Here is a 20,651-nt window from a genome sequence, read left to right as displayed (position 1 = left end):
GATAGAAAGCCATGTCCAAGCGCGGATACGCCGCCAGCAAGAAGCTCCTCACCGGCCTGATCGGCGCGCCGATCGCGCATTCCGCATCACCCGCCATGCACGAGCGCGCCGCCGAGGCGCTCGGCCTGCGCTGTCACTACCAGCTCATCGAAGTCGCCGGCGCCGACGCGGCCGGGCTCGCCATGATGCTCGAAGGCGTGCGGCGCCTTGGCTTCGCCGGCGTCAATGTCACGTTCCCTTATAAGGAGGCGGTGGTGCCGCTGCTCGACGCGCTGGCGTCGGGCGCCGCCGCCATGCGCGCCGTCAACACCGTCGTCGTCAAGGACGGACGGTTGACCGGCCACAACACCGATACCACCGGCTTTGCGCGCGCGGTGGCGCCGCTGCTGGCGCCGTCCGGCAACGCGGTCGCCGTGATCGGCGCGGGCGGCGTCGGCAAGGCGATCGCCTTTGCGCTGGCGAGCCTTGACGTGACCGACATCCGCATTTTCGACAGCGAGCTTGCGCGCGCCGCGACGCTGGTCTCCCTGCTTGCCCCGCGGGGCGGCGCGAGGGTGGCCGCAAGCGTCGAGGATGCACTGCATGGCGCGACCGGTCTCGTCAACGGCACGCCGGTCGGCATGTCGCCGAACCGGGACATCCCCGTTGCGGCCACGCTGCTGCACGACAGATTGTGGGTGGCGGACGCGGTGTATTCGCCGCTGATCACGCCGCTGCTGGCCGCGGCGCAGGAGCGCGGCGCGCGGATCATGACCGGACGCGAGCTCGCGATCTACCAGGCCGCCGACGCTTTCGAGCTGTTCACCGGTCTCGCCCCATCGACGGACGTGATGGGAGAGGCTTTCGACGCGGTGATGGCGGCGCGAAGTTCGGCCTATCACGCAGCGTAATCGAAGCGGCCGGACACAAGGCCGCGAACGACAGGAAGAATCGGGGGAGGAAATGGCCGCCAAACGTAATTTGCGGGTTGGCTACAAGGCGCCGGCCTGGGGATTGAATTTGCTTCGCGGAGATACCCCTCATCCGGCGCTTCGCGCCACCTTCTCCCGAAAGGGAGAAGGTGCAGCTTGCTTGTGGCTACAAACTCACTTCATCGCGCACTTGTCGTGGAAACGATCCTGGTCGTTCTCCACGATCGTCGCGACCGTCTTCAGCGAGAGCTGGCCTTCGCCGTCCTTGACCACGTCCTGGAGATAGAAGCTCTGCACCGGGATGTGGTTCTTGCCGTACTTGAAGGGGCCGCGCAGCGACTTGAAGTTGGCCTTCTCCATCTCGGCCTTCATCGCGTCCTTCTTGCTGGTGTCGCCCTTCACCGCGACGACGGCGCTGTTGATCAGCTGGGCCGCGTCATAGGCTTGCGCGCCGTAATAGGTCGGACGGAGGCCGGTGTACTTCTTGCGGTAGTCGGCGACGAAGCGCTTGTTCTGCTCGTTCGGCAGGTCGTTGACCCATTCCTGCGCACCGGGAACGCCGAGCGCATTTTCCTTCTGCAGCGGCAGCGACAGCTCGTCGACGGTAAACGCCGTGTAGAGCGGCATCGTGCTCTTCAGGCCGGCCTGCACATATTGATTGAGGAACTGCACGCCGGCGGCACCGGGATAGAACACGAAGATCGATTCCGCGCCTGAGGCACGCGCCTTGGAGAGCTCTGCGGAGAAGTCGAGCTGGCTCGGCCAGACCGTGTACTCCTCGCCCTTGACCTCGCCCTTGAAGGTACTCTTCACGCCCGCGAGCATGTCCTTGCCCGCCGCGTAGTTCGGGCCGATCAGGAACACGCTCTTGACGCCCTTCTGGTTCATGTAGAGGCCCATGGCGGCCGGCGTCTGGTCGTTCTGCCATGAGGTCGAGAACACGTAAGGGCTGCACAGCTCGCCGGCGAGCTGCGACGGGCCGGCATTGGCCGAGATCAGGAAGGTCTGCGAGTCCACCGCGGTCTTGAGCGAGGCCAGCAGCACGTTCGACCAGATGTAGCCGACGATGAAATCGACCTTGTCGGACTGCACCAGCTTCTCGGTCTTCTGCTTGCCGACATCGGGCTTCTGCCCGTCGTCCTCGTAGATCACCTCGACCGGCTTGCCGTCCATCTTGCGGCCGATGTGGTCGAGCGCCAGCTCGAAGGAGTTGCGCATGTCGTTGCCGATCACGGCGGTCGGGCCGCTGAAGGTCGAAACGAAGCCGATCTTGATGGTGTCGCCGGCGAATGCCGGGCCTGCCAGCGTGAGCGCAGCCGCACCCGCCAGCCAGAATGCCGTCCTCATAGCAACTCCCCTCCTTATTATTGATCCCGGCAGCGGGGTGATCGCCGCCCCGGGTCGTCTCTATTGAACGCAAAATCTGTCGAGCCGCCAATGGCTCAGCGCCTGTCTCTGCACCATATTTCGCCCCAAATGGGTATGGCAAGAAATATAATTCTACTTACTTCGACCAAAGCTGCGGCGCTTTTTCACAGACGTCGGTCGATACACCCGCCCTATTACCCGATTGATGACGGCTATTGGACTGTAGCGCCCAATCAGCACTTAAATGGTGGGAGCAGAGGGCAGCGAGATTCGAGGACGCATCATGACCACGACTCCGCATCGCGTCGTCATCGTCGGGGCCGGCTTCGGCGGGCTCGAGGCGACCCACCGGCTTGCTGGCGCGCCGGTCGAGATCACGCTGATTGACCGCCGCAACCATCATCTGTTCCAGCCGCTGCTCTACCAGGTCGCGACCGCCTCGCTCGCGACCAGCGAGATCGCCTGGCCGATCCGCCACCTGATGCGCGACCGGCGCGAGGTGACGACGCTGTTTGCGACCGTCAGCGGCGTCGATGCCGACAGGCGCTGCGTGCTGATCGACGACGGCAGCGAAGTGCCCTACGACACGCTGGTGCTCGCCACCGGCGCACGCCATGCCTATTTCGGCCATGACGAATGGGAGCAGTTCGCGCCCGGCCTGAAGACGCTGGAGGATGCGACCACGCTGCGCCGTCATATCCTGCTGGCATTCGAGCGCGCCGAGCGCGAGACCGATCCGGCCAGGCGCGCGGCGCGGCTGACCTTCGTCATCGTCGGTGCCGGTCCCACCGGCGTCGAGCTCGCCGGCACCATCGCCGAGATGGCACATCACACCCTGCCCGGCGATTTCCGCAACATCGACACGACCAAGGCGCGCGTGGTGCTGATCGAGGCGGGGCCGCGCGTGCTGGCCGGATTTCCCGACGATCTCTCGGCCTATGCGCAGGCATCGCTCGAAAGAATCGGCGTCGAGGTCGTGCTGGGCCAGGCGGTCACCGAGATCAATCGCGAGGGCGTGGTGTTCGGCGGCAAGCTGCTTGAGGCAAAGACACGAATCTGGGCCGCCGGCGTGCGCGCCTCGCCCGCCGCCGAATGGCTGGGCGCACCAAGCGATCGCGCCGGGCGGGTTCAGGTCGAGGCCGACCTGACCATCCCCGGCCATCCCGAGATCTTTGCGATCGGCGACACCGTGAGTATCGACGCCTGGGACGGCAAGCCGGTACCCGGCATCGCGCCGGCGGCGAAGCAGCAGGGCAAGCATGTTGCCGAAACCATCAAGGCGCGGTTGCGCAGCGCGGCGACGGGCCCATTCCGCTACAAGCACGCCGGCAGCCTCGCGCAGATCGGCAAGCGGATCGCGGTCATCGACTTCGGCCGCATCAAACTGCGCGGCACGATCGCGTGGTGGATCTGGGGCATCGCCCACATCTACTTCCTGATCGGGCTCCGCCACCGCCTCAGCGTCGCGCTCAGCTGGCTCTGGATCTACGCGCGCGATCAACGGGCGGCGCGGCTGATCACGCAGGGCAGCAGCAAGGTGGTGTAGGCGCTCTTCTCGTGTCCCGGACGCGGCGCGGCATGAAATGACGCGACGCAGAGCCGGGACCCATGGCGCTTCAGCAAGAATAGGCCCCGGCTCTGCAGCGGAGCGCTACGCGCCGCACTGCGTCCGGGGCACGAGACTTACTTCACCAATTCGCAGCCACCCTCCGCCAGCGGCCGGAACGCCTGCTCCGCCGGAATGGTCGAAACCAGCTTGTAGTAGTCGTACGGATATTTCGACTCCTCCGGCTTCTTCACCTCGAACAGATACATGGGATGCACGACGCGGCCGTCCTGGCGGATCGCGGTGTCGCCGAACAGTTTGTCCTTGCCTTTGAACTTCTTCATCTGCGGCACCACATCCTTGGCGTTGTCGCTGCCGGTCGCGGCGACCGCGTTGAGATAGGCGAGCGTGGAGGCGTAGACGCCGGCCTGGTTGCCGCTTGGCATCTTGCCGTTCATGCCGGGTCGCGCGGCGAAACGCTTGGCGAAGGCGCGAGTGTCGTCGTTCATGTCCCAGTAGAAGGCCTCCATGAGCTGGAGGCCCTGCGCGACCTTGATGCCCATGCCGTGCACGTCGTTGATGAAGAGCAGGAACGCGACGAGCTTCTGCCCGTTCAGCTGCACCCCGAACTCGGCCGCTTGCTTCACCGCGTTGATGGTGTCGCCGCCGGCATTGGCAAGGCCGATCACCCGCGCCTTCGAGCTCTGTGCCTGCAACAGAAAGGAAGCGAAATCGGAGGTGCCGAGCGGGTGCTTCGAGGAGCCGAGCACCTTGCCGCCGTGCCCCTCGATGTATTTCTGCGCTTCCGCCTCGATGCCCTTGCCGAGGGCATAGTCGACCGTGAGGAAATACCAGTCCTTGCCACCGCGCGACATCATCGCGGCCGCCGTGGTATTGCCGGTGGCCCAGGTGTCGTTGACCCATTGGATCGTGTTGGGCGAGCACGCCTTGCCGGTGAGATCGGAGCTTGCGGTCGACGACGCCAGGAAGGTCATGCGGCTGTCGCGCAGCAGCGTGTTGATGGAGAGGCCGACGGCCGAATTCGGCACGTCGACGATGGCATCGACGCCCTCGACATCGAGCCATTTGCGCGCGATGGCATTGCCGACATCGGCCTTGTTCTGGTGGTCGGCATAGACGATCTCGACCCTGATGCCCTTAGCCCCGCCGTTGAAATCCTCGGCCGCCATGCGCGCGGCTTCCACCGAGCCCATGCCGTTGGTATCCTGGAAGATGCCGGAGATGTCGTTGAGCACGCCGACGCGCACGACGTTGTCGGAGATCTCGGCGCTCGCCACGCCGCTGATCAGGCTCGCGGCCAGCGCGAGCGTCCATTTCAGATTCTTCATTATTCCCTCCCCCATTGATTGTTTTCGCCGCCGGTCGTCAGGCGGGCGTGATCGTCACCGGCAGGCTGTCGAGCCCGCGCAGCGTGTTGTTGAAGCGGCGCTTCGGCTCGCCCGTGATCTCGATGCTGGCGACACGGCGGGCCAGGGCCGACAGCATGGTCTCGCCTTCGAGCCGCGCCACCAGCTGGCCGACGCACATGTGAATGCCGGAGCCGTAGCCGACATGGCCGGAGGTGCGGCGGGTGATGTCGTAGCTGTCGGGCTTGTCCCAGCGGCGGGGATCGCGATTGGCCGCCGCAAGGAACATCAGCACCTTCTCGCCCTCGCCGATCGTTGCGCCGGAGAGTTCGACCTCACGCGTGGTGGTGCGGAAGAACGTCTGCACCGGGCTTTCGAACCGCACCGCTTCTTCGAAAGCGTTGCGCGCGAGCGTGAGGTCGCCACGCAGCCGCTGCCATTGCTCCGGAAAACGCGCGAGGCAATAGACCGCGGCGCCGATGCCGTTGACGGTGGTGTCGAGACCAGCCGACAGGAGCGAGCGCACCAGCAACGGCGCCTCGGTCGCCGTGATCGCGCCCTCGTCGACATGGGCATGGATGCAGGCGCCGATGCCGCCGGGCGTCAGGTTGTCACGCTGGCATTGATCGGTGACGTAAGCCTGGTGCGGTGCCGAACGCGCGATGGCCTCCTGGCGCAGCTGGTTCGGCGGGCCGAAGGCGTTGAACACGACGCTCGCGTAAGGGATGAGATGCTCACGTCCCTCCGGCTTCAGACCGAGCGCATCCGGGAAGATCGAGAGCGGATAGGCTTCGGCAAGGTCCGTGATGGCGTCAAAGCTGCGCTTGTCGAGCAGCGCGTCGACTCGCTGCTCTGCGACGGCGGCAAAGCGGTCACGCAACCCCTTCATCACGGTCGGCGACAGCACCTTCGACAGCACCGCACGGGTGCGAGTGTGCTCGGGCGGATCGGCCTCCAGGATCAGGCTCGGCGGCCGCCACGGCGTCTCCTTCTTGAAGTCGGAAAGGCCGACGCCGCGGCTGGAGCAGAAGGTCGCGGGATCGTTCAGGACGGCATGGACCTCGGCATAGCGCGCCACGCCATAGAGCTTCCACTTGTCGAGATAGACGACAGGGCCGGTCTCGCGCAGCAGCTCGTGCGCGGGGTAGGGATCGGCAAAAAAATTCATGTCGAAGGGATCAACGTCGACATGCGGGACGCCTGATGTCGCGGAGCCGGGTGCGCTCATGAAACTCCTCCCTCATTTTGATCTTGTGAAAGGACCGCGCTTGCCCTTAGGTCGGCGAGCACGCAGCGAGTCAGAAAAACCCTATGCCGCCGTCTTCGACCAGAGCCCGCCAGAAGTCCGCGCCCATGGAGGCGGGACCGGCGCTCGATCTCGATCGCTACGTTCCGGCGTTCATCACCTTCATCGCCAACAAGCTCTCGAACAGCGCGACGGCGTTCTATCAGAAGCAGTTCGGCGTCAACGTCACGGAATGGCGGATCATGTCGCTGCTGGCGATCGAGCCGGGCATCCCGGCCTCGCGCATCTGCCACGTGATCGGTTTCGACAAGGGCCCGGTGAGCCGCACGCTCGCGGGCCTGGAGAAACGCGGGCTGGTCTCGATCCGCACCGATCCGAACGACGGCCGCACCCATTCGATCTCGCTCACGGCAAGGGGCCGCAGCACCCATGACAAGGTGATCGTTGCCGCGTTCGAGCGCGAACGACGGCTGTTGTCGTGCCTGAGCAAGGACGAGCGCGAGGTGCTGATCGATCTGCTGCGCCGGCTGCACGAGAATCTCGGTGCGGTGACCGGCGGCAGCGACGCCTGACGAACCGCGCGCCGGGCGCGATCCCCCGTCAAGTCCAGGCATACGCCGGCATTTGCCCGCGGCACCCCTTCTGCCGAGCATCGTTTCCTCCGTGACAGGCGCAGCGGTTCCCCCGCCGTCATCCTTGTCGGAAACGGTTCGCACAAATTAGTTGCTTCGGCAACAAAAGAATCATGCAGGATATTGCGGCAGGATGGCTGGCGTGTTTGAGCGCTGCCTCACTCCCAGCTCGTCATTCCGGGGCGCGCGTGGCGCGAACCCGGAATCCATCGAGCAACAGCTTCTGCCGCGAAATGGATTCTCAGGTGCGCAATTGCGCACCAAAGCTCGCGCCAAGAGGCGCGCCTGACAGCGGGATGCGCCTTCGCTAACTCGGTCGCAGCCCAACCCACTCCGCCGACGCATCGTCGTTCAGCCGCATCACCGCATCCGCCCGCCGCGTCAGCACCGCGCGCTGGTTGATGTAGCCCTTGTCGGTGATCTCGCCGCCGTCGACGGATGGCGGCTCGACAAGCAGCAGCGCCCGCGTCGCATGGCCGGAGGAGTTGGCGCCCTGCTGCTTCAGTTGGGCGAGGCCTTGCGCGATCGCGGTCCTGACCTTGGCATGCGCAAGCAAATCGTTGACATCCGCCGTCTCGGGTAGACCGGCACAGGCGCGGCAGGCAGCGATGTTCGGGAACACCAGGAAGCGCACCTCGTCGCCGCCATGACCTGCCACCACGATGTCCTGCGCGAGCGGTGCGAGCGCGGCGATGCCGGCGACGCGCAGGGTGCCGACATTGACCCAGGTGCCGGAATTGAGCTTGAAGTCTTCCGCGACCCGGCCATCGAAGAACAGGCCGCGCTCGGGCCGAGCTGCATCGGCCAGCTTCACGGCATCGCCGATGAGATAAAAACCCTCTTCGTCGAACGCCTGCTTAGTCAGCTCGGGCGCCTTCCAATAGCCCGGCGTGACGTTGGGGCCGCGCACGCGCACCTCCAGCTTGTCGCCGGACGCAACGAGCTTCAACTCGGTGCCGGGAATCGGCACGCCGATATTGCCGGAGCGGTCTGCGAGGAAATGGCAATCGGTCGCCAGCGGCGAGGTCTCGGTCGAGCCCCAAGCCGAGACCATCGGCAGCGGGCGGCCGACGGTTTCGATGGAGAGCTGTTCGAGTGCATCCCAGAGATTCTGCGGCAGCGCCGCCCCGGCATAGAAGGCGAATTTCACCTCGCTGAAGAAGCGGCGGCGCAGCCTCTCGTCGCCGCGCAGCGCCGCGATCAGCATGTCGAAGCCGCGCGGCACGTTGAAATAGACCGTCGGCATCACACTTCTAAGATTGGCGAGCGACGTCGTGAACAGGCCGGGCGCGGGCTTGCCGCCGTCGATATAGAGTGAGCCGCCATTGCGTAGCACCAGGTTGAAATTGTGGTTAGCGCCGAAGGTATGGCTCCAGGGCAGCCAGTCGAGGATGACGAGATCGCCGCCGCCCTGCTCGAGAAAAGTCCAGGTCTGCGCCTTGGCCTGCTGGCTCGAGGTCAGCATACGCTGGGTGTTGATCACGGCCTTGGGGGTGCCGGTCGAGCCCGATGTGAACAGGAATTTTGCGATCGTGTCCGGCGTCACCGCGGCGAAGGCTGTCGCGACATTGCCCTTTTCAGGCGTTGCCGCGATGTCACGGAAGGCCATCGCATCGGCATCGCCGGATTTGCCGCTGATGATCTGCGCTTCGTGCAGCGGCTTGATCGCGGCCAGCGCCGCTGCAAACGGCTTGGTCGCGGAGACATAGATCGCACCCGGCTGAAGCAGCGAGATCATGCTCTTGAGCTTGTCGAAATCTCTGGACATCAACGAATAGGCCGGCGAGATCGCGGCCGAGGGCACGCCGACATGCTGGGCGGCGAGCGCGAGCAGCGCATGGTCGATGCTGTTGTCGGAGAGAATGACGACGGGTCGCTCTGCGCTGAGCCCCTGCGCCAGGATCCAGGACGCCGCCGCGCGGACCCTCCGCAGGGCACCCGCGTAGGTCATGGTGGCCCAGGGCGTATCGGCGCTGTCACGCTCGGCAAGGAAGATCGTGTCGGGCGTCTGCCGCGCAAAATGTTCCAGCCAGTCGCCGATGCAGCGCGCGCTCTCGCGAAGAGGCTCAGGCGAACGCAACACGATGCTGCCGTCCGGGCGACGCTCGGCGACGGTCTTTGGTGTTGCGAACAGGCTCGCAGCGTCACCGCGTGTGGCGGCTGTCATGGTTTCCTCCTCGCCCGTACCGGTGATGGGCCGCGGCCTCGTTCCGGGCTGCTTTGGCCATAATGTTGGGCATGGTAATTGTTGTCGTCAACAACAATCTTCCAGCCGACCAGCGAAGAGGCTAAGGTCGCACGGCAGGAGACATGATGTGACAGCCAGCGCAGCCCGAGCCGAGCGCCGCCTCTCCCCACGCAAGCGCGCCGGCAACGGCGCGGCGCGGCAACACGACGCGGACGAGATCGGCCTCGACGCACTGGTCGGGCACGCCGGCTACGCCGTGCGGCGCTTCCAGATCTGGATTTTCCAGGACTTCATCAAAACGCTTGGCGACGTCGATATCCGGCCGACGCAATATTCGGTGCTGACCGTGATCGGCGCCAATCCGGGGCTCTCGCAGATGGCGGTGGCAAAGCGCCTCGGCATCGAGCGCGCCCGGCTGGTGCACCTGCTCGACAGCCTCGAGCAGCGCAAGCTCGTGAAGCGCGTCAAATCGAAGACGGACCGGCGCTCCCACGCGCTGCATCTCACCGCGCCGGGAGAGACGGCGCTGGCGAAGTTCAAGCGCCTCGCTGCCGAGCACGAGCGGCATGTCGAGCGGAAGATCGGCAAGGCGAATCGGGAGCGGCTGCTCCAGATCCTCGCTGGCTTCACTTGATCACGACTGCTCATGATTTGTGCAAATGCCCGGAACGGGGCGCTGGCACGGCGGCTCAATCAATCATCGAAATATCACCCAAGCCACTGATCTGACGATAATATCCACAGGAGCCATCCTGCCCGGATTCTGTACACAATGGCACATCGCTTGCTTCAATCCGGGTGAGACCTGTTGCCGGAGTTTTGTCACCATGGGGGCTGAGCAGCCTGAAACGATTGCCGCGATTGTGGCCGCGCATCGCGCGGGCACGGTCACGCCGGCGCAGACGATCGCGCGGACCTACCAGCGCATCCGCGACCACAACGATCCCGCATTGTTCATCAGCCTGCGCGACGAGAAGGACGCGATCGCGGAGGCCGAGAAGCTGGCCGCGAAGGATGCCGCCGGCCTGCCGCTCTACGGCATCCCGGTTGCGGTAAAGGACAATATCGACGCGCTGGGATTTCCGACCACGGCCGCCTGCCCGGCCTTCTCCTACACGCCAACCCATGACTCGACCGCGGTCGAGCGCCTTCGCGCGGCCGGGGCAATCGTCATCGGCAAGACCAATCTCGACCAGTTCGCGACCGGCCTCGTCGGCGTGCGCTCACCTTACGGCATTCCCAGAAATTCGATCCGCGAGAATCTCATTCCCGGCGGCTCGAGCTCGGGATCGTCCACCGCCGTCGGCGCCGGCCTGGTGCCGCTGTCGCTCGGCACCGACACCGCCGGCAGCGGCCGCGTGCCGGCGATGCTCAATAACATCGTCGGGCTGAAGCCAAGTCTCGGCATGATCTCGACCGCGGGTCTCGTGCCGGCGTGCCGCACGCTCGACTGCATCTCGGTGTTCGCGCTGACCGTGGACGATGCCGCGCTCGCGCTGTCAGTGATGGCCGGGCCCGACCAGGCCGATCCGTTCTCGCGCGACCGGCCGCTTGGGGCGCTCACGCCGTTTCCGTCCAACATGCGCCTCGGCGTGCCGCGCAGCGGCCAGCTGATCTTCTTCGGCGACAAGAAAGCGGAAGCGGCTTACGCCGATGCATTGAAACGCTGGACGTCACTTGGCGCAACGCTGGTCGAGTTCGACCTCGAGCCGTTCTACGAGACGGCGCGGCTGCTCTATGAGGGTCCCTGGGTCGCCGAGCGCTATCTCGTGATCAAGAATCTGCTGGCGTCCGCGCCCGATGCGATCCATCCCGTCACGCGCGAGATCACCGCGGCCGGGGCACGGCTCACGGCGGCAGACACCTTCTCCGCGCTCTATCGCCTGCAGGGCCTGCGCAAGATCGCCGAGCGGACGTTTGCCAATATCGACGCGCTGGTGCTGCCGACGGCGCCGACCGCGTATACGACCGCGCAGGTGCTGGCCAATCCGATCGAGCTCAACAGCCGGCTCGGCACCTACACCAATTTCGTCAATCTGCTAGACCTCTGCGGTCTCGCGGTGCCCGCGGCGATGCGCGCCGACGGCATTCCATTCGGCATCACGCTGCTGGCGCCCGCGGGACGTGACGCACTGCTCGCGAGCATCGGGCGTGTCTTCCATGCGGATACGAAATTGACCTTGGGTGCGAAGGGCGTGCCGCAAGCACCGCTCGCGCCGCTTCGAGCAGATGGCGGCGACGAGATTCCGATCGCGGTCGTCGGCGCGCATCTTTCCGGCATGGCGCTGAACGGTGAATTGAAGGCGTTGAACGGAAAGCTGATCGAGGCGACCAGGACCACGCCGGACTACAAGCTCTATGCGCTCCAGACCACGCCGCCGAAGCCCGGCATGCTGCGCGTCGAGGCCGGCAAGGGCGCGTCGATCGAGCTGGAGATCTGGTCGCTGTCGTCGTCCGCCTTCGGCAAGTTCGTCAATGCGATTCCGGCGCCGATGGCGATTGGCACGGTGCGCCTCGCAGATGGCCGCTGCGTGAAGGGATTTCTCGTCGAGCCGGAGGTACTGGGCGAAGCGCGCGATATCACCAGCTATGGCGGCTGGCGCAAGTTTGTGGCGGAATCCGCGACGGGGTAGCTAGCGTGAACGGTGCGAGCCTCACAAAGGCTGTCGTCCCGGACAAGCGCAGCGCAGATCCGGGACCCATAACCACAGGGAGACGTTTGGCGAAGGCTCTGAGTTAAGAGCTTCGCACAATAACCACTCCCTGTGGTTATGGGTCCCCGCCTTCGCGGGGACGACACCGAATATGTAGCATATGCCGTCGGCTACACCGACACCGCGTAAATCTCATACTCCCCGCGCACCAGCTCGATATGCGCGCGCATGGCGGCGGCAGCGCCCTGCTTGTCGCCGCGCATGATGGCGACGACGACGCGGTCGTGCTCGGCTTGCGACTTGGCGAGACGGCCGAGGTTGCGGAACTGGGCGCGGCGGAACGGCTGCACGCGAACGCGGGTGGCCAGCGTGATCTCGGCGATGTAGCCGTTCTGCGATCCCGCATAGATCGCGTTGTGGAAGCGTTCGTTGACCTCGTGGAAGCGATCGGGATTGCCGGCGTAGCTCAACACCCGCAGCTCTTCGTGCACCGCCTCCAGACCGTGGCGCTCGACGGCCGACATGCGCTCGGCGGCAAGGCCGGCGCACATCGCCTCGAGCTCCGCCATCGCCTCGAACATGCTCTTCAGCCGCTCGATCGAGGGCTGCGCCACCACCGCGCCGCGATGCGGCCGTGCCTCGACCAGACCGCTGGCCACGAGTTGGCGCAGCGCCTCGCGCACCGGGGTCCGCGACACGCTGAAGCGCCGCGCGATGTCGGTCTCGTCCAGCGGCGAACCGGGAGCCAGGGCTCCACGCACGATCTCGTCGGCAAGCTGCAGACGCAGTTCCTCGGCACGCGTGACCTTCTGTAGCGACGGCAGCGCCCGGTCGACGCGCGGCACCACCGGCTCGGCCGGCAGTGTTCCCTGCGGAAGATCATCAAGCGTCATAAGGTCAGGTCTCTTTCGACTCGTCGATGATGCTGACATGGGCGGCGACGACACGCCAGCCCTCCGGGAAGCGAATCCAGGTCTGCATCTGCCGGCCGACCTTGCCGGGAGCCGTGTCGCGATAGAACAGGGTGGAAGCGACCGCCGTGTCGCGCCCGTAGCTGGTGATCACGGTCTTGGCGGTACGGCGGTTGAGGCCAACCGGCGAGCGGCCGGCGCGAAAGCCGGAGATCGCCGCGTAGCCATAGAGGTTCTCTCCGATGCCGTAGCGTAGCGTGCGAAGATCGTTGCGGAACAGCTCGCCAAGCACGGCGACGTCGTTGGTGATCAGCGCCTGCTCATAACGATCGAACGCGGCTTTGACTTCCGCGATCACGTCGGGGAGATCGATCTCCATGTCAGATTCCTCTCAAAGTCCCCTTGGCGCGGGCGCGGCGACGACGCCCATCTTCTCCAATGCATACGCGACGCGCAGCGCGATGTCCTCGCGCCAGGGCGCGGCGATGATCTGCACGCCGATCGGCAGCGGCTCGAGCGGCACGGGAACCGCGACCACCGGCAGGCCGATGAACGAGATCGGCTGGGTGTGAATGCCGATATTGGCGCGCACCGGCAGCTCGACGCCATCGAGATTGAAATTCACCTGACCGAGCTTCGGCGCGGTACAGGGCGTCGCGGGCGCGATCAGCACGTCGACCGACCTGAACAGCTCGGCAAGCTGCGCGCGGTACCAGCGGCGGAATTTTTGCGCGCGATCGACCAGCGGCGCGGGCACCATGGCGCCCGCGATCAACCGGTCGCGCACGGCGGGATCGAAATCGTTCGGACGCTTGCGGAGGCGATCGAGATGCAACGAGGCGCCTTCGGTGGTGCTGATGACGTAAGCCGCCGCGCGGGCCCGCGCGGCTTCAGGGACCTCCACCCCGCGCGTCGCGCCGAGCGCCTTGGCGACTCGGCTGACGGCTTCGACAGCCTCCGGAAACACGTTCTTCTGGAAGTAGCCGCCGGCGATCGCGATGCGCAGGTCCGACACCGGATTGGCGAGCAGCGGCGTCGTCGGCTCCAGACCGCGCGTGGTGCAGGCGGCATCGTCGGCATCCGGTCCCTGCATCGCGTCATAGGCGAGCGCGAGATCGGTGACGGAGCGCGCGAACGGACCGAGATGATCGAAACTCGCGACGAACGGAAAAGACCGCGCGCGCGACAGCCGGCCATAGGTCGGCTTCAGGCCAAAGATGCCGCAGAACGACGACGGCACGCGGATCGACCCATTGGTGTCAGAGCCCAGCGCGATCGGCACCAGTGCGCCGCCGACGGCGCTGCCAGAACCGCCGGACGAGCCGCCGCTCATCCGCGTGGTGTCGTGCGGATTGCGCGAGGGACCGTCGTGGATGTTCTCGCCGGTGAAGTCGTAGGCGTATTCGCCCATGTTGAGCGCGCCGACGAGAACTGCACCGGCGGCTTCCATCCGCTCGATCAGCGTGGCGTCACGCTTGGCCGGTGCGCGATCGCGATTGATCTTCGAGCCGGCGCGGGTGGGAAGACCCGCAACATCGAACAGGTTCTTCACCGCGAATGGCACGCCGGCGAGCGGGCCGACATCCTTGCCGGCCGCTATGTCGGCATCGATTGCGCGCGCTTTGGCACGGGCGCGATCGGCGGTGACATCCGTGAAGGCGTTGAGGGCGCCGTCGTGCTGCTTGATGCGCGCGAGCGCAGCCTCGGTCGCATCGAGCGCGGACAGTTTGCCGCCGGCCACCGCCTTGGCGATGTCGGCAGCGCTCAAATCTGGCTTGGCTGTCATGGCGGCGTCAGACGGCGAAGATGGGCGCCGGCTCGGTCTCATCCGGCAGCGCGAATTCATCGACCAGGCGGGCGAGCCGCAACGAGACCTCGAGATTGGCGCGCACCGCCGGCCTCCAGGCATCCTCGACCGGCAGCGCCAGCGCTTTGGAAACGGCGTCGATATAATCGTCCAGCGGCTCGGCCATCACTCTCTCAAACTCTCTAACGTTCGTCAGTGAGCCGGCAACGGCGGATGCGGGATCGCCGTCAGCAGCTCCTTGGTGTAGTCGTCCTGCGGGTCGCTCAAAACCCTCTCGGAAGAGCCTTCCTCGACGATTCGACCCGACCGCATGACAATGACACGATCGCACAACAGGCGCACCACATTCAAATCATGCGAGACGAACAGATAACTCATACCTAGCCGGGCCTTGAGATCCTGGAGCAGGTTCAGCACCACGGCCTGGACCGACACGTCCAGCGCCGCGGTCGGCTCGTCGAGGATGACCAGCTTCGGATGCAGGGCGATGGCGCGGGCGATGCCGACGCGGGCCTTCTGGCCGCCGGACAGTTGGTGCGGGAAGCGATCCAGCAGATTGTGCGGCAGGCCGACCATGGTGGCCAGCTCCTCGCAGCGGTCACGGAGCGCATCGCGGCCCCTGATGTCGCCGAGTTGCATGATCGGATCGGCTATCGCGCGCGCGGCGGTAAAGCGCGGGTTGAGGCTGTCGGTCGGGTCCTGGAACACCATCTGGATGCGGCTGCGCTGCGGCAACCGGGCGAAGGAGGCAGGCGCGATGGCGCCGATGTCCTCGCCGTCGAACTGGATCAGGCCCGAGGTCTGGTCGAGCAGCCGCATCACCATCATCGAGGTGGTCGATTTGCCGCAGCCGGATTCGCCGACGAGGCCGACGCTCTCGCCATGGCCGATGGAGAAGCTGATGCCGTCGACGGCGCGGAAGACATCCGGTTCCACTGGCGGCTTGCGGCCGAACAGCTTTCCGAGCGTCGCGGTCGCGCCCTGGCGGGGGTACTCCTTGACGAGCTTTTCAATGAGCAGGAGGCGTTTTGCATTCTCGTCACCCCCGGGCTTGACCCGGGGGTCCATCGCCGGAGACGAATTTTGCGACGTGTGATGGATGGCCGGGTCAAGCCCGGCCATGACAGCGGAACCCTCCTCTTCCGGCAGCAGATCGCGCAGGCTCACGCCGAGCCGCGGCGTCGCGCGCATCAGCTTCTTGGTGTAGGGGTGCTGCGGGTTGGCGAAGATGTCGGCAGCTTTCGCTGTCTCGACCACCCGGCCCTTCTCCATCACCACGACGCGGTCGCAATAGGCCGCGGCCAGGCCAAGATCATGCGTGATCAGGATGGTCGACATCGCCTTGCGTTTCGTGAGTTCGACGATCAGGTCCATCACCGCCTTCTGCGTGGTGACGTCGAGGCCGGTGGTCGGCTCGTCCGCGATCAGCAGCTGCGGATTGCAGGCCAGCGCGAGCGCGATGACGACGCGCTGGCACATGCCGCCGGACAGCTCGAACGGATAGGCGTGATAGCGCTCGCGCGGGCGGGCGATCTTGACCTGCTCCAGTGCCTCGATCGCCCTTTCACCTCGATCAGCGACCGGGGCCTGCTGCACATGGGTGCGCAGCACATCCTCGATCTGGTCGCCGACCTTTCGGATCGGGTTGAGCGCGGCACGCGGGTTCTGGAAGATCATCGAGACTTCGCGGCCGCGCAGGTCGCGCATCTGGTCTTCGGTCGCGGCCTTGACGTCGATGCCGGAGAACATCACCGAGCCCTCGGCGATCTTGCCCGCGCGGTCGAGGATGCGCATCACCGCATAGGACGTCACCGATTTGCCGGAGCCGGACTCGCCGACGATGGCGAGCGTCTCGCCCTTGGCGACGGAGATGTTGACGTGCTGCACGGCTTTGACGATGCCGCGGCGGGTGGAGAATTCGACGGTGAGGTCCTGGACGTCGAGCAGGGGCTGGGCGGTCATCAACGGCTCCCGTCGCTCAGAAGGTCGAAAACAACCCCATGCACAGTAGAACGGGAACTGGAATCATTGAAGAATTCTGGCGATGAGTTTCGGCGTGAGGCCGGCAACGCTGTCTCGCTCCCTCCCCCCTTGTGGGGGAGGGTTGGGGAGGGGGGTGGCCCCGGGAGAGGTCGGAGTTCGTGGCTACCCCCCTCCCTGCCCCTCCCCCACAAGGGGGGAGGGAATGAAAGGGCGGTGCCCTCTTCACTTGCTGCCGTGACACATCTCGCCCCACACTTGACCATCATCACGTCCTCCGCTGGGGATCGACGATGTCACGGAGGCCGTCGCCGAGGAGGTTGAAGCAGAACACGGCGATCATCAGCGCGAGGCCCGGGAATAGCGCGATCCACCATTCGCCGGAGACCATGAAGCCCGCGCCCTCGGCGACCATGATGCCCCACTCCGCCGTCGGCGGACGGACGCCGAGGCCGATGAAGGACAGGCCGGCGGCATTGAGGATGGCGTAGCCCATGGTCAGCGACATCTGCACGATCATGATCGGCATGATGTTCGGCAGGATGTGCACCAGCAGGATGCGGAATTCGCCGTTGCCCGACAGTCGCGCCGCCTGCACGAAGCCGGCATTGCGGCGGACATTGGCCTCGGCGCGCGCGACGCGGGCGTAGAGCGGGAAGTTCACGATGGCCGTGGCCAGGATGATGTTCTGCACGGTGTTGCCGAGCGCAGCCACGATGCCCATCGCCAGCACGAACAGCGGGAAGGCCATGATGGTGTCGGCGATGCGGCCGACGATGCGGTCGGTCCAGCCGCCGAAATAGCCTGCCGCGATGCCGGCGAGGCCACCCATCAGGAACACCAGAACGACCGAGGCGACCGCGATGAACGTATCGAGCCGGGTCGCCACGATGACGCGGCTGAAGATGTCGCGCCCCAATTGATCGGTGCCGAACCAGTGCGCCATCGACGGCGGCTTCAGCGCGGCGGCTGTATCCGAAGCGAGTGGGTCGTAGGGCACCACATAGGGGCCGAAGATCGCGGCAATGAGGATCAGCACCAGCAGCGCGAAGGCAAAGCCCGTGACCTTGTTCTCGCCGAGAACGTAGCGGGTCTGTTCGAGGATCGCGACCAGTCCCGAGGTGCGCGCGGGACCGACGGGTTCAACAGCAGGCGCAACGGAGCTCATCTTTCACCCCTAACCTTCCAGCCTGACACGCGGATCGATCACGCCATAGAGAATATCGATCACGAGATTGAGCAGCACGTACATGACCGCCATGGTCAGCACGAAGCCTTGCACCGGCGCGAAGTCCGACGAGATCAGCGCTTCCACCGCGTAGGAGCCGATGCCGGGCCAGGCGAACACTTTTTCCACCAGCACGTTGGCGCCCAGCAGGAACGAGAACACCATGCTGAGCGTGGTGATGACGGGCAGCATCGCGTTGCGGAACGCGTAGGTGACGATGACGGTCGCCGGCGACAGGCCGCTGGCGCGCGCGGTGCGGACGAACTCCGACGACAACACCGCCAGCATTGAGGCGCGCGTCATGCGCGCGATCGGGGCCAGCGAGAAGATCGCGAGCGTCGCCGCCGGCAACAACAGCTGGCTCAGCGCCGAACGGAACGCCTCGAAGTCGCGCGCGATCAGCGTGTCGATCAAATAGAAGCCGGTGATGGTCGGCGGGGCGCTGTAGAACACGTCGAGCCGTCCGAGCGGTGCCGGAGACCATCCAAGGCGGAAATAGAAGACGTAGACCAGCACGAGGCCGGTGAAAAACACCGGCAGCGAGACGCCGGCCGTCGTCGTCACCCGGCACAGATGGTCGACCCATGATCCCGGTCGCGTCGCTGCCAGCACGCCGAGCGGAATCGCAATCACGATCGAAACGATGAGTCCGATCAGCGTCAGTTCGGCGGAGGCCGGCAGGCGATTGCGGATTTCGGCCGCGACCGGCTGTCCCGTGGTGAGCGAGTTGCCGAAATCGCCGTGCGCGAGATCGTTGGTGTAGCGGAAGAACTGCTCGATCAGCGGCTTGTCGAGGCCGAGCTTCTTGCGGATCTGCTCGACGGCTTCCTTGGTTGCGGCGGGACCGGCGAAGTACGCGGCGGGATCACCGGGCAATGCGCGCGTCAGCAGGAAGGTGACGATGACGACGCCGATCAGCGACGGGATCGCGAACATCAGGCGCTTGCCGATCATGGTCAGCATGGGAGCGCTCTCCTTCTGCTTGGCAATTGAGGGCTGACTCGCGCCGCGCGCGCCGCTGCGTTCCCTCCCCCCTTGTGGGGGAGGACTAGGGAGGGGGGTGGCCCCGGGAGAGGTCGGAGTTCGTGGCTACCCCCCTCCCTGCCCTCGAGAGCGAGCTTCGCTCGCCTCGGACCCCACAAGGGGGGAGGGAGTGAGAGAGCGGTGCTCACCTCACCCATCACGCCCTCACCCCTTCGCCAGCGCGCGATAATCCAGGCGGCGGTGGAACCAGTATTGGTAGCCGCTGATGTTCTTCTGCATCGCGACGTTGACGAAGGGCTGGTACAGCGGAATGCGCGGGATGTCGGTGAAGGCGAGGTCGACGAAGCCTTTCACATCCTTGTCGTAGGTCGCGGTGTCGCCGGTCGCGGCGGCATTGCGTGCGCCGTCGATCAGCTTGTCCATCTCCGCCGACTTGTAGCTCATGGTGTTGAAGACGGAATTGTTGCCGTGATAGCACCAGTAGAAGAAGTATTCGGGGTAATCGAGCCAGCCCGAGAACACGTTGGTGAAGAGCGGCATTTCCTTCTTGTTCAACTCGGTGCGCCAGTTGGCGCCTGGCACCTTGTTGATCGTGGTCTTGATGCCGATCTGCGCGAGAGACTCCTGCACCAGCACGCAGAGCGGCTCATTGACACCGGCAAAGTTCAGGTCGAATGAGATCGTGGTCTCAAACCCGTTGGCGAGGCCTGCTTCCGCCATCAGCGCCTTCGCCTTCTCGATATCGGTGTTGTATTTGTGCGGCTGCGGCCAGGCGACTTCGGTCGGCTTGTCCTTCGCGGCACCGAACATCGGGTTGGCGAGGCCGAACATCACCGCGTCCATGATCTTCTGATAGGGCAGCGCGTAGGCGACGGCCTGACGCACCTTGGGATTGTCGAATGGCGGCTTGGTGACGTTCATGCCGATGTACTGGATGCCGTTGGAGAACGGCAGCGACACGACGTTGAGCTTGCCGCTCGCCTTCATCTCCTGGAAATCCTTGTTCGGCAGCTCGTAGGAGATGTCGGCATCGCCGCGCTCCAGCAGCGCGCGGCGGTTCCCGGCCTGCGGCACCATGCGCCAGATCACGCGCTTGATCTTCGGCAGCGGACCGCAGACCCAATCCTCGTTGCGCTCCATGATCACTTCGGTGCCGGCAGTCCACTTCGTCACCTTGTAGGCGCCGGAGCCCGCGGTCTGCTGCTTGGTGAATTCGAGACCCCAGGGATCCTTCTCGCTGGCGTTCTTCTTCACCAGCTCGGAGTTGACAATGCAGGGAACGATCACCGCGAGATCGGGAATCGTCAGCCTGTCCTTCTTGAGGAAGTCGACGCGCACGGTGTAGTCGTCGATCACGACGAACTGCTCCGGCTTGGTCAGCGAGCCCGCGCTCATCTGGAAGGTCGGGAAACCGCCGACGCTGACGGCGCGGTCGAGCGACCATTTCACGTCCTTGGCGGTAACAGGCGTGCCGTCGTGGAATTTGGCGTTCTTGCGCAGCTTGAAAGTGACCGACATGTCGTCGATCTTCATCTCCTCGGCGAGCTCGGGCTTGAACTTGTCGCGGTCGTAATAGGGCACGCCGCCAGGGCCGACCTTCATCTCGTGGCTGATCAGGCGGTCGTAGCAATTCCACGACACCTCGTAGCCGGGCACGTTGGTGCCGACGCCATGGATGTCGAGATTGTTGGGGCCGCCCTCCGACACGATCAGCAGTGTCTCCGACCGCGCATCGGCGTAGGCGGACGAGATCACGGTCGGGGTGGCCGGAAGCGCCGCGCCAGCGGCCAATCCGGAAACGGACTTGAGGAAATCGCGGCGCTTCATGG

General features: G+C 65.3%; 17 protein-coding genes. 5 read left to right on the top strand and 12 right to left on the bottom strand.

Annotated elements, in window-relative coordinates:
- The first annotated feature begins 11 nt into the window (after window positions 1-11).
- On the top strand, window positions 12-890 hold the full coding sequence (locus WHZ77_RS01880) for a shikimate dehydrogenase (RefSeq protein ID WP_375312138.1): 879 nt from the start codon (window positions 12-14) through the stop codon (window positions 888-890).
- 195 nt (window positions 891-1,085) lie between these two features.
- Here the strand turns inward: WHZ77_RS01880 and WHZ77_RS01875 are convergent, their stop codons facing one another.
- Window positions 1,086-2,258: an ABC transporter substrate-binding protein gene (locus WHZ77_RS01875; protein ID WP_375312137.1), complete on the bottom strand. Its 1,173-nt coding sequence runs from the start codon at window positions 2,256-2,258 to the stop codon at window positions 1,086-1,088.
- A gap of 304 nt (window positions 2,259-2,562) precedes the next feature.
- Here WHZ77_RS01875 and WHZ77_RS01870 point away from each other — a divergent pair, with 304 nt between their 5' ends.
- On the top strand, window positions 2,563-3,825 hold the full coding sequence (locus WHZ77_RS01870) for an NAD(P)/FAD-dependent oxidoreductase (RefSeq protein ID WP_375312136.1): 1,263 nt from the start codon (window positions 2,563-2,565) through the stop codon (window positions 3,823-3,825).
- A 137-nt stretch (window positions 3,826-3,962) separates the two neighbouring features.
- On the opposite strand, the gene WHZ77_RS01865 is transcribed toward WHZ77_RS01870, so the two are convergent.
- Both WHZ77_RS01865 and WHZ77_RS01860 read right to left on the bottom strand, forming a co-directional pair.
- Window positions 3,963-5,174 (bottom strand): ABC transporter substrate-binding protein, encoded by a 1,212-nt coding sequence (locus WHZ77_RS01865; RefSeq protein ID WP_375312135.1) that lies wholly within the window; start codon window positions 5,172-5,174, stop codon window positions 3,963-3,965.
- A 37-nt stretch (window positions 5,175-5,211) separates the two neighbouring features.
- Entirely contained in the window at window positions 5,212-6,420 is a 1,209-nt protein-coding gene (locus WHZ77_RS01860) for a cytochrome P450 (RefSeq protein ID WP_375312134.1), read from the bottom strand.
- Window positions 6,421-6,503: 83 nt separating this feature from the next.
- On the opposite strand from WHZ77_RS01860, the gene WHZ77_RS01855 reads away from it, so the two are divergent.
- Window positions 6,504-7,010: a MarR family winged helix-turn-helix transcriptional regulator gene (locus WHZ77_RS01855; protein ID WP_375312133.1), complete on the top strand. Its 507-nt coding sequence runs from the start codon at window positions 6,504-6,506 to the stop codon at window positions 7,008-7,010.
- A 367-nt stretch (window positions 7,011-7,377) separates the two neighbouring features.
- Here WHZ77_RS01855 and WHZ77_RS01850 read toward each other — a convergent pair whose 3' ends face one another.
- On the bottom strand, window positions 7,378-9,237 hold the full coding sequence (locus tag WHZ77_RS01850) for a feruloyl-CoA synthase (protein WP_375312132.1): 1,860 nt from the start codon (window positions 9,235-9,237) through the stop codon (window positions 7,378-7,380).
- A gap of 148 nt (window positions 9,238-9,385) precedes the next feature.
- Between WHZ77_RS01850 and WHZ77_RS01845 the strand changes: the two genes are divergently transcribed.
- Window positions 9,386-9,892, top strand: a complete 507-nt coding sequence (locus tag WHZ77_RS01845) for a MarR family winged helix-turn-helix transcriptional regulator (RefSeq protein WP_375312131.1) — start codon at window positions 9,386-9,388, stop codon at window positions 9,890-9,892.
- A gap of 193 nt (window positions 9,893-10,085) precedes the next feature.
- The gene (atzF, locus tag WHZ77_RS01840; protein WP_375312130.1) at window positions 10,086-11,891 is read left to right on the top strand and encodes an allophanate hydrolase; all 1,806 of its coding nucleotides are present in this window, start codon (window positions 10,086-10,088) and stop codon (window positions 11,889-11,891) included.
- A 191-nt stretch (window positions 11,892-12,082) separates the two neighbouring features.
- Here the strand turns inward: atzF and WHZ77_RS01835 are convergent, their stop codons facing one another.
- The 8 genes from WHZ77_RS01835 to WHZ77_RS01800 form a co-directional block, all read right to left on the bottom strand.
- On the bottom strand, window positions 12,083-12,805 hold the full coding sequence (locus WHZ77_RS01835; RefSeq protein WP_168213431.1) for a GntR family transcriptional regulator: 723 nt from the start codon (window positions 12,803-12,805) through the stop codon (window positions 12,083-12,085).
- A 4-nt stretch (window positions 12,806-12,809) separates the two neighbouring features.
- Complete coding sequence (hpxZ, locus tag WHZ77_RS01830) at window positions 12,810-13,202, bottom strand: oxalurate catabolism protein HpxZ (protein ID WP_375312129.1); 393 nt, start codon at window positions 13,200-13,202, stop codon at window positions 12,810-12,812.
- A 12-nt stretch (window positions 13,203-13,214) separates the two neighbouring features.
- Window positions 13,215-14,609, bottom strand: a complete 1,395-nt coding sequence (locus tag WHZ77_RS01825) for an AtzE family amidohydrolase (protein ID WP_375312128.1) — start codon at window positions 14,607-14,609, stop codon at window positions 13,215-13,217.
- Window positions 14,610-14,616: 7 nt separating this feature from the next.
- Entirely contained in the window at window positions 14,617-14,796 is a 180-nt protein-coding gene (locus WHZ77_RS01820) for a DUF4089 domain-containing protein (RefSeq protein WP_015689197.1), read from the bottom strand.
- 26 nt (window positions 14,797-14,822) lie between these two features.
- The gene (locus WHZ77_RS01815) at window positions 14,823-16,592 is read right to left on the bottom strand and encodes a dipeptide ABC transporter ATP-binding protein (RefSeq protein ID WP_375312127.1); all 1,770 of its coding nucleotides are present in this window, start codon (window positions 16,590-16,592) and stop codon (window positions 14,823-14,825) included.
- Window positions 16,593-16,878: 286 nt separating this feature from the next.
- Complete coding sequence (locus WHZ77_RS01810; RefSeq protein ID WP_375312126.1) at window positions 16,879-17,778, bottom strand: ABC transporter permease; 900 nt, start codon at window positions 17,776-17,778, stop codon at window positions 16,879-16,881.
- Window positions 17,779-17,787: 9 nt separating this feature from the next.
- Window positions 17,788-18,801, bottom strand: coding sequence for an ABC transporter permease (locus WHZ77_RS01805; protein WP_375312125.1), 1,014 nt, complete (start codon window positions 18,799-18,801; stop codon window positions 17,788-17,790).
- Window positions 18,802-19,026: 225 nt separating this feature from the next.
- On the bottom strand, window positions 19,027-20,649 hold the full coding sequence (locus WHZ77_RS01800) for an ABC transporter substrate-binding protein (protein ID WP_375312124.1): 1,623 nt from the start codon (window positions 20,647-20,649) through the stop codon (window positions 19,027-19,029).
- Window positions 20,650-20,651: the final 2 nt, after the last annotated feature.

It is taken from the genome of Bradyrhizobium sp. A5 (genome assembly GCF_042076515.1).
Taxonomy (GTDB): domain Bacteria; phylum Pseudomonadota; class Alphaproteobacteria; order Rhizobiales; family Xanthobacteraceae; genus Bradyrhizobium; species Bradyrhizobium cosmicum.
Note: the sequence above shows the minus strand (reverse complement) of the source record. Positions and strands in the feature narration are given on the sequence as shown.

What these genes read in the sequence shown, in the direction of transcription:
- WHZ77_RS01880 (WP_375312138.1), top strand. Translation starts at nt 12, where the DNA reads ATGTCCAAGCGCGGATACGCCGCCAGCAAGAAGCTCCTCACCGGCCTG.
- WHZ77_RS01875 (WP_375312137.1), bottom strand. Translation starts at nt 2,258, where the DNA reads ATGAGGACGGCATTCTGGCTGGCGGGTGCGGCTGCGCTCACGCTGGCA.
- WHZ77_RS01870 (WP_375312136.1), top strand. Translation starts at nt 2,563, where the DNA reads ATGACCACGACTCCGCATCGCGTCGTCATCGTCGGGGCCGGCTTCGGC.
- WHZ77_RS01865 (WP_375312135.1), bottom strand. Translation starts at nt 5,174, where the DNA reads ATGAAGAATCTGAAATGGACGCTCGCGCTGGCCGCGAGCCTGATCAGC.
- WHZ77_RS01860 (WP_375312134.1), bottom strand. Translation starts at nt 6,420, where the DNA reads ATGAGCGCACCCGGCTCCGCGACATCAGGCGTCCCGCATGTCGACGTT.
- WHZ77_RS01855 (WP_375312133.1), top strand. Translation starts at nt 6,504, where the DNA reads ATGCCGCCGTCTTCGACCAGAGCCCGCCAGAAGTCCGCGCCCATGGAG.
- WHZ77_RS01850 (WP_375312132.1), bottom strand. Translation starts at nt 9,237, where the DNA reads ATGACAGCCGCCACACGCGGTGACGCTGCGAGCCTGTTCGCAACACCA.
- atzF (WP_375312130.1), top strand. Translation starts at nt 10,086, where the DNA reads ATGGGGGCTGAGCAGCCTGAAACGATTGCCGCGATTGTGGCCGCGCAT.
- WHZ77_RS01835 (WP_168213431.1), bottom strand. Translation starts at nt 12,805, where the DNA reads ATGACGCTTGATGATCTTCCGCAGGGAACACTGCCGGCCGAGCCGGTG.
- hpxZ (WP_375312129.1), bottom strand. Translation starts at nt 13,202, where the DNA reads ATGGAGATCGATCTCCCCGACGTGATCGCGGAAGTCAAAGCCGCGTTC.
- WHZ77_RS01825 (WP_375312128.1), bottom strand. Translation starts at nt 14,609, where the DNA reads ATGACAGCCAAGCCAGATTTGAGCGCTGCCGACATCGCCAAGGCGGTG.
- WHZ77_RS01820 (WP_015689197.1), bottom strand. Translation starts at nt 14,796, where the DNA reads ATGGCCGAGCCGCTGGACGATTATATCGACGCCGTTTCCAAAGCGCTG.
- WHZ77_RS01815 (WP_375312127.1), bottom strand. Translation starts at nt 16,592, where the DNA reads ATGACCGCCCAGCCCCTGCTCGACGTCCAGGACCTCACCGTCGAATTC.
- WHZ77_RS01810 (WP_375312126.1), bottom strand. Translation starts at nt 17,778, where the DNA reads ATGAGCTCCGTTGCGCCTGCTGTTGAACCCGTCGGTCCCGCGCGCACC.
- WHZ77_RS01805 (WP_375312125.1), bottom strand. Translation starts at nt 18,801, where the DNA reads ATGCTGACCATGATCGGCAAGCGCCTGATGTTCGCGATCCCGTCGCTG.
- WHZ77_RS01800 (WP_375312124.1), bottom strand. Translation starts at nt 20,649, where the DNA reads ATGAAGCGCCGCGATTTCCTCAAGTCCGTTTCCGGATTGGCCGCTGGC.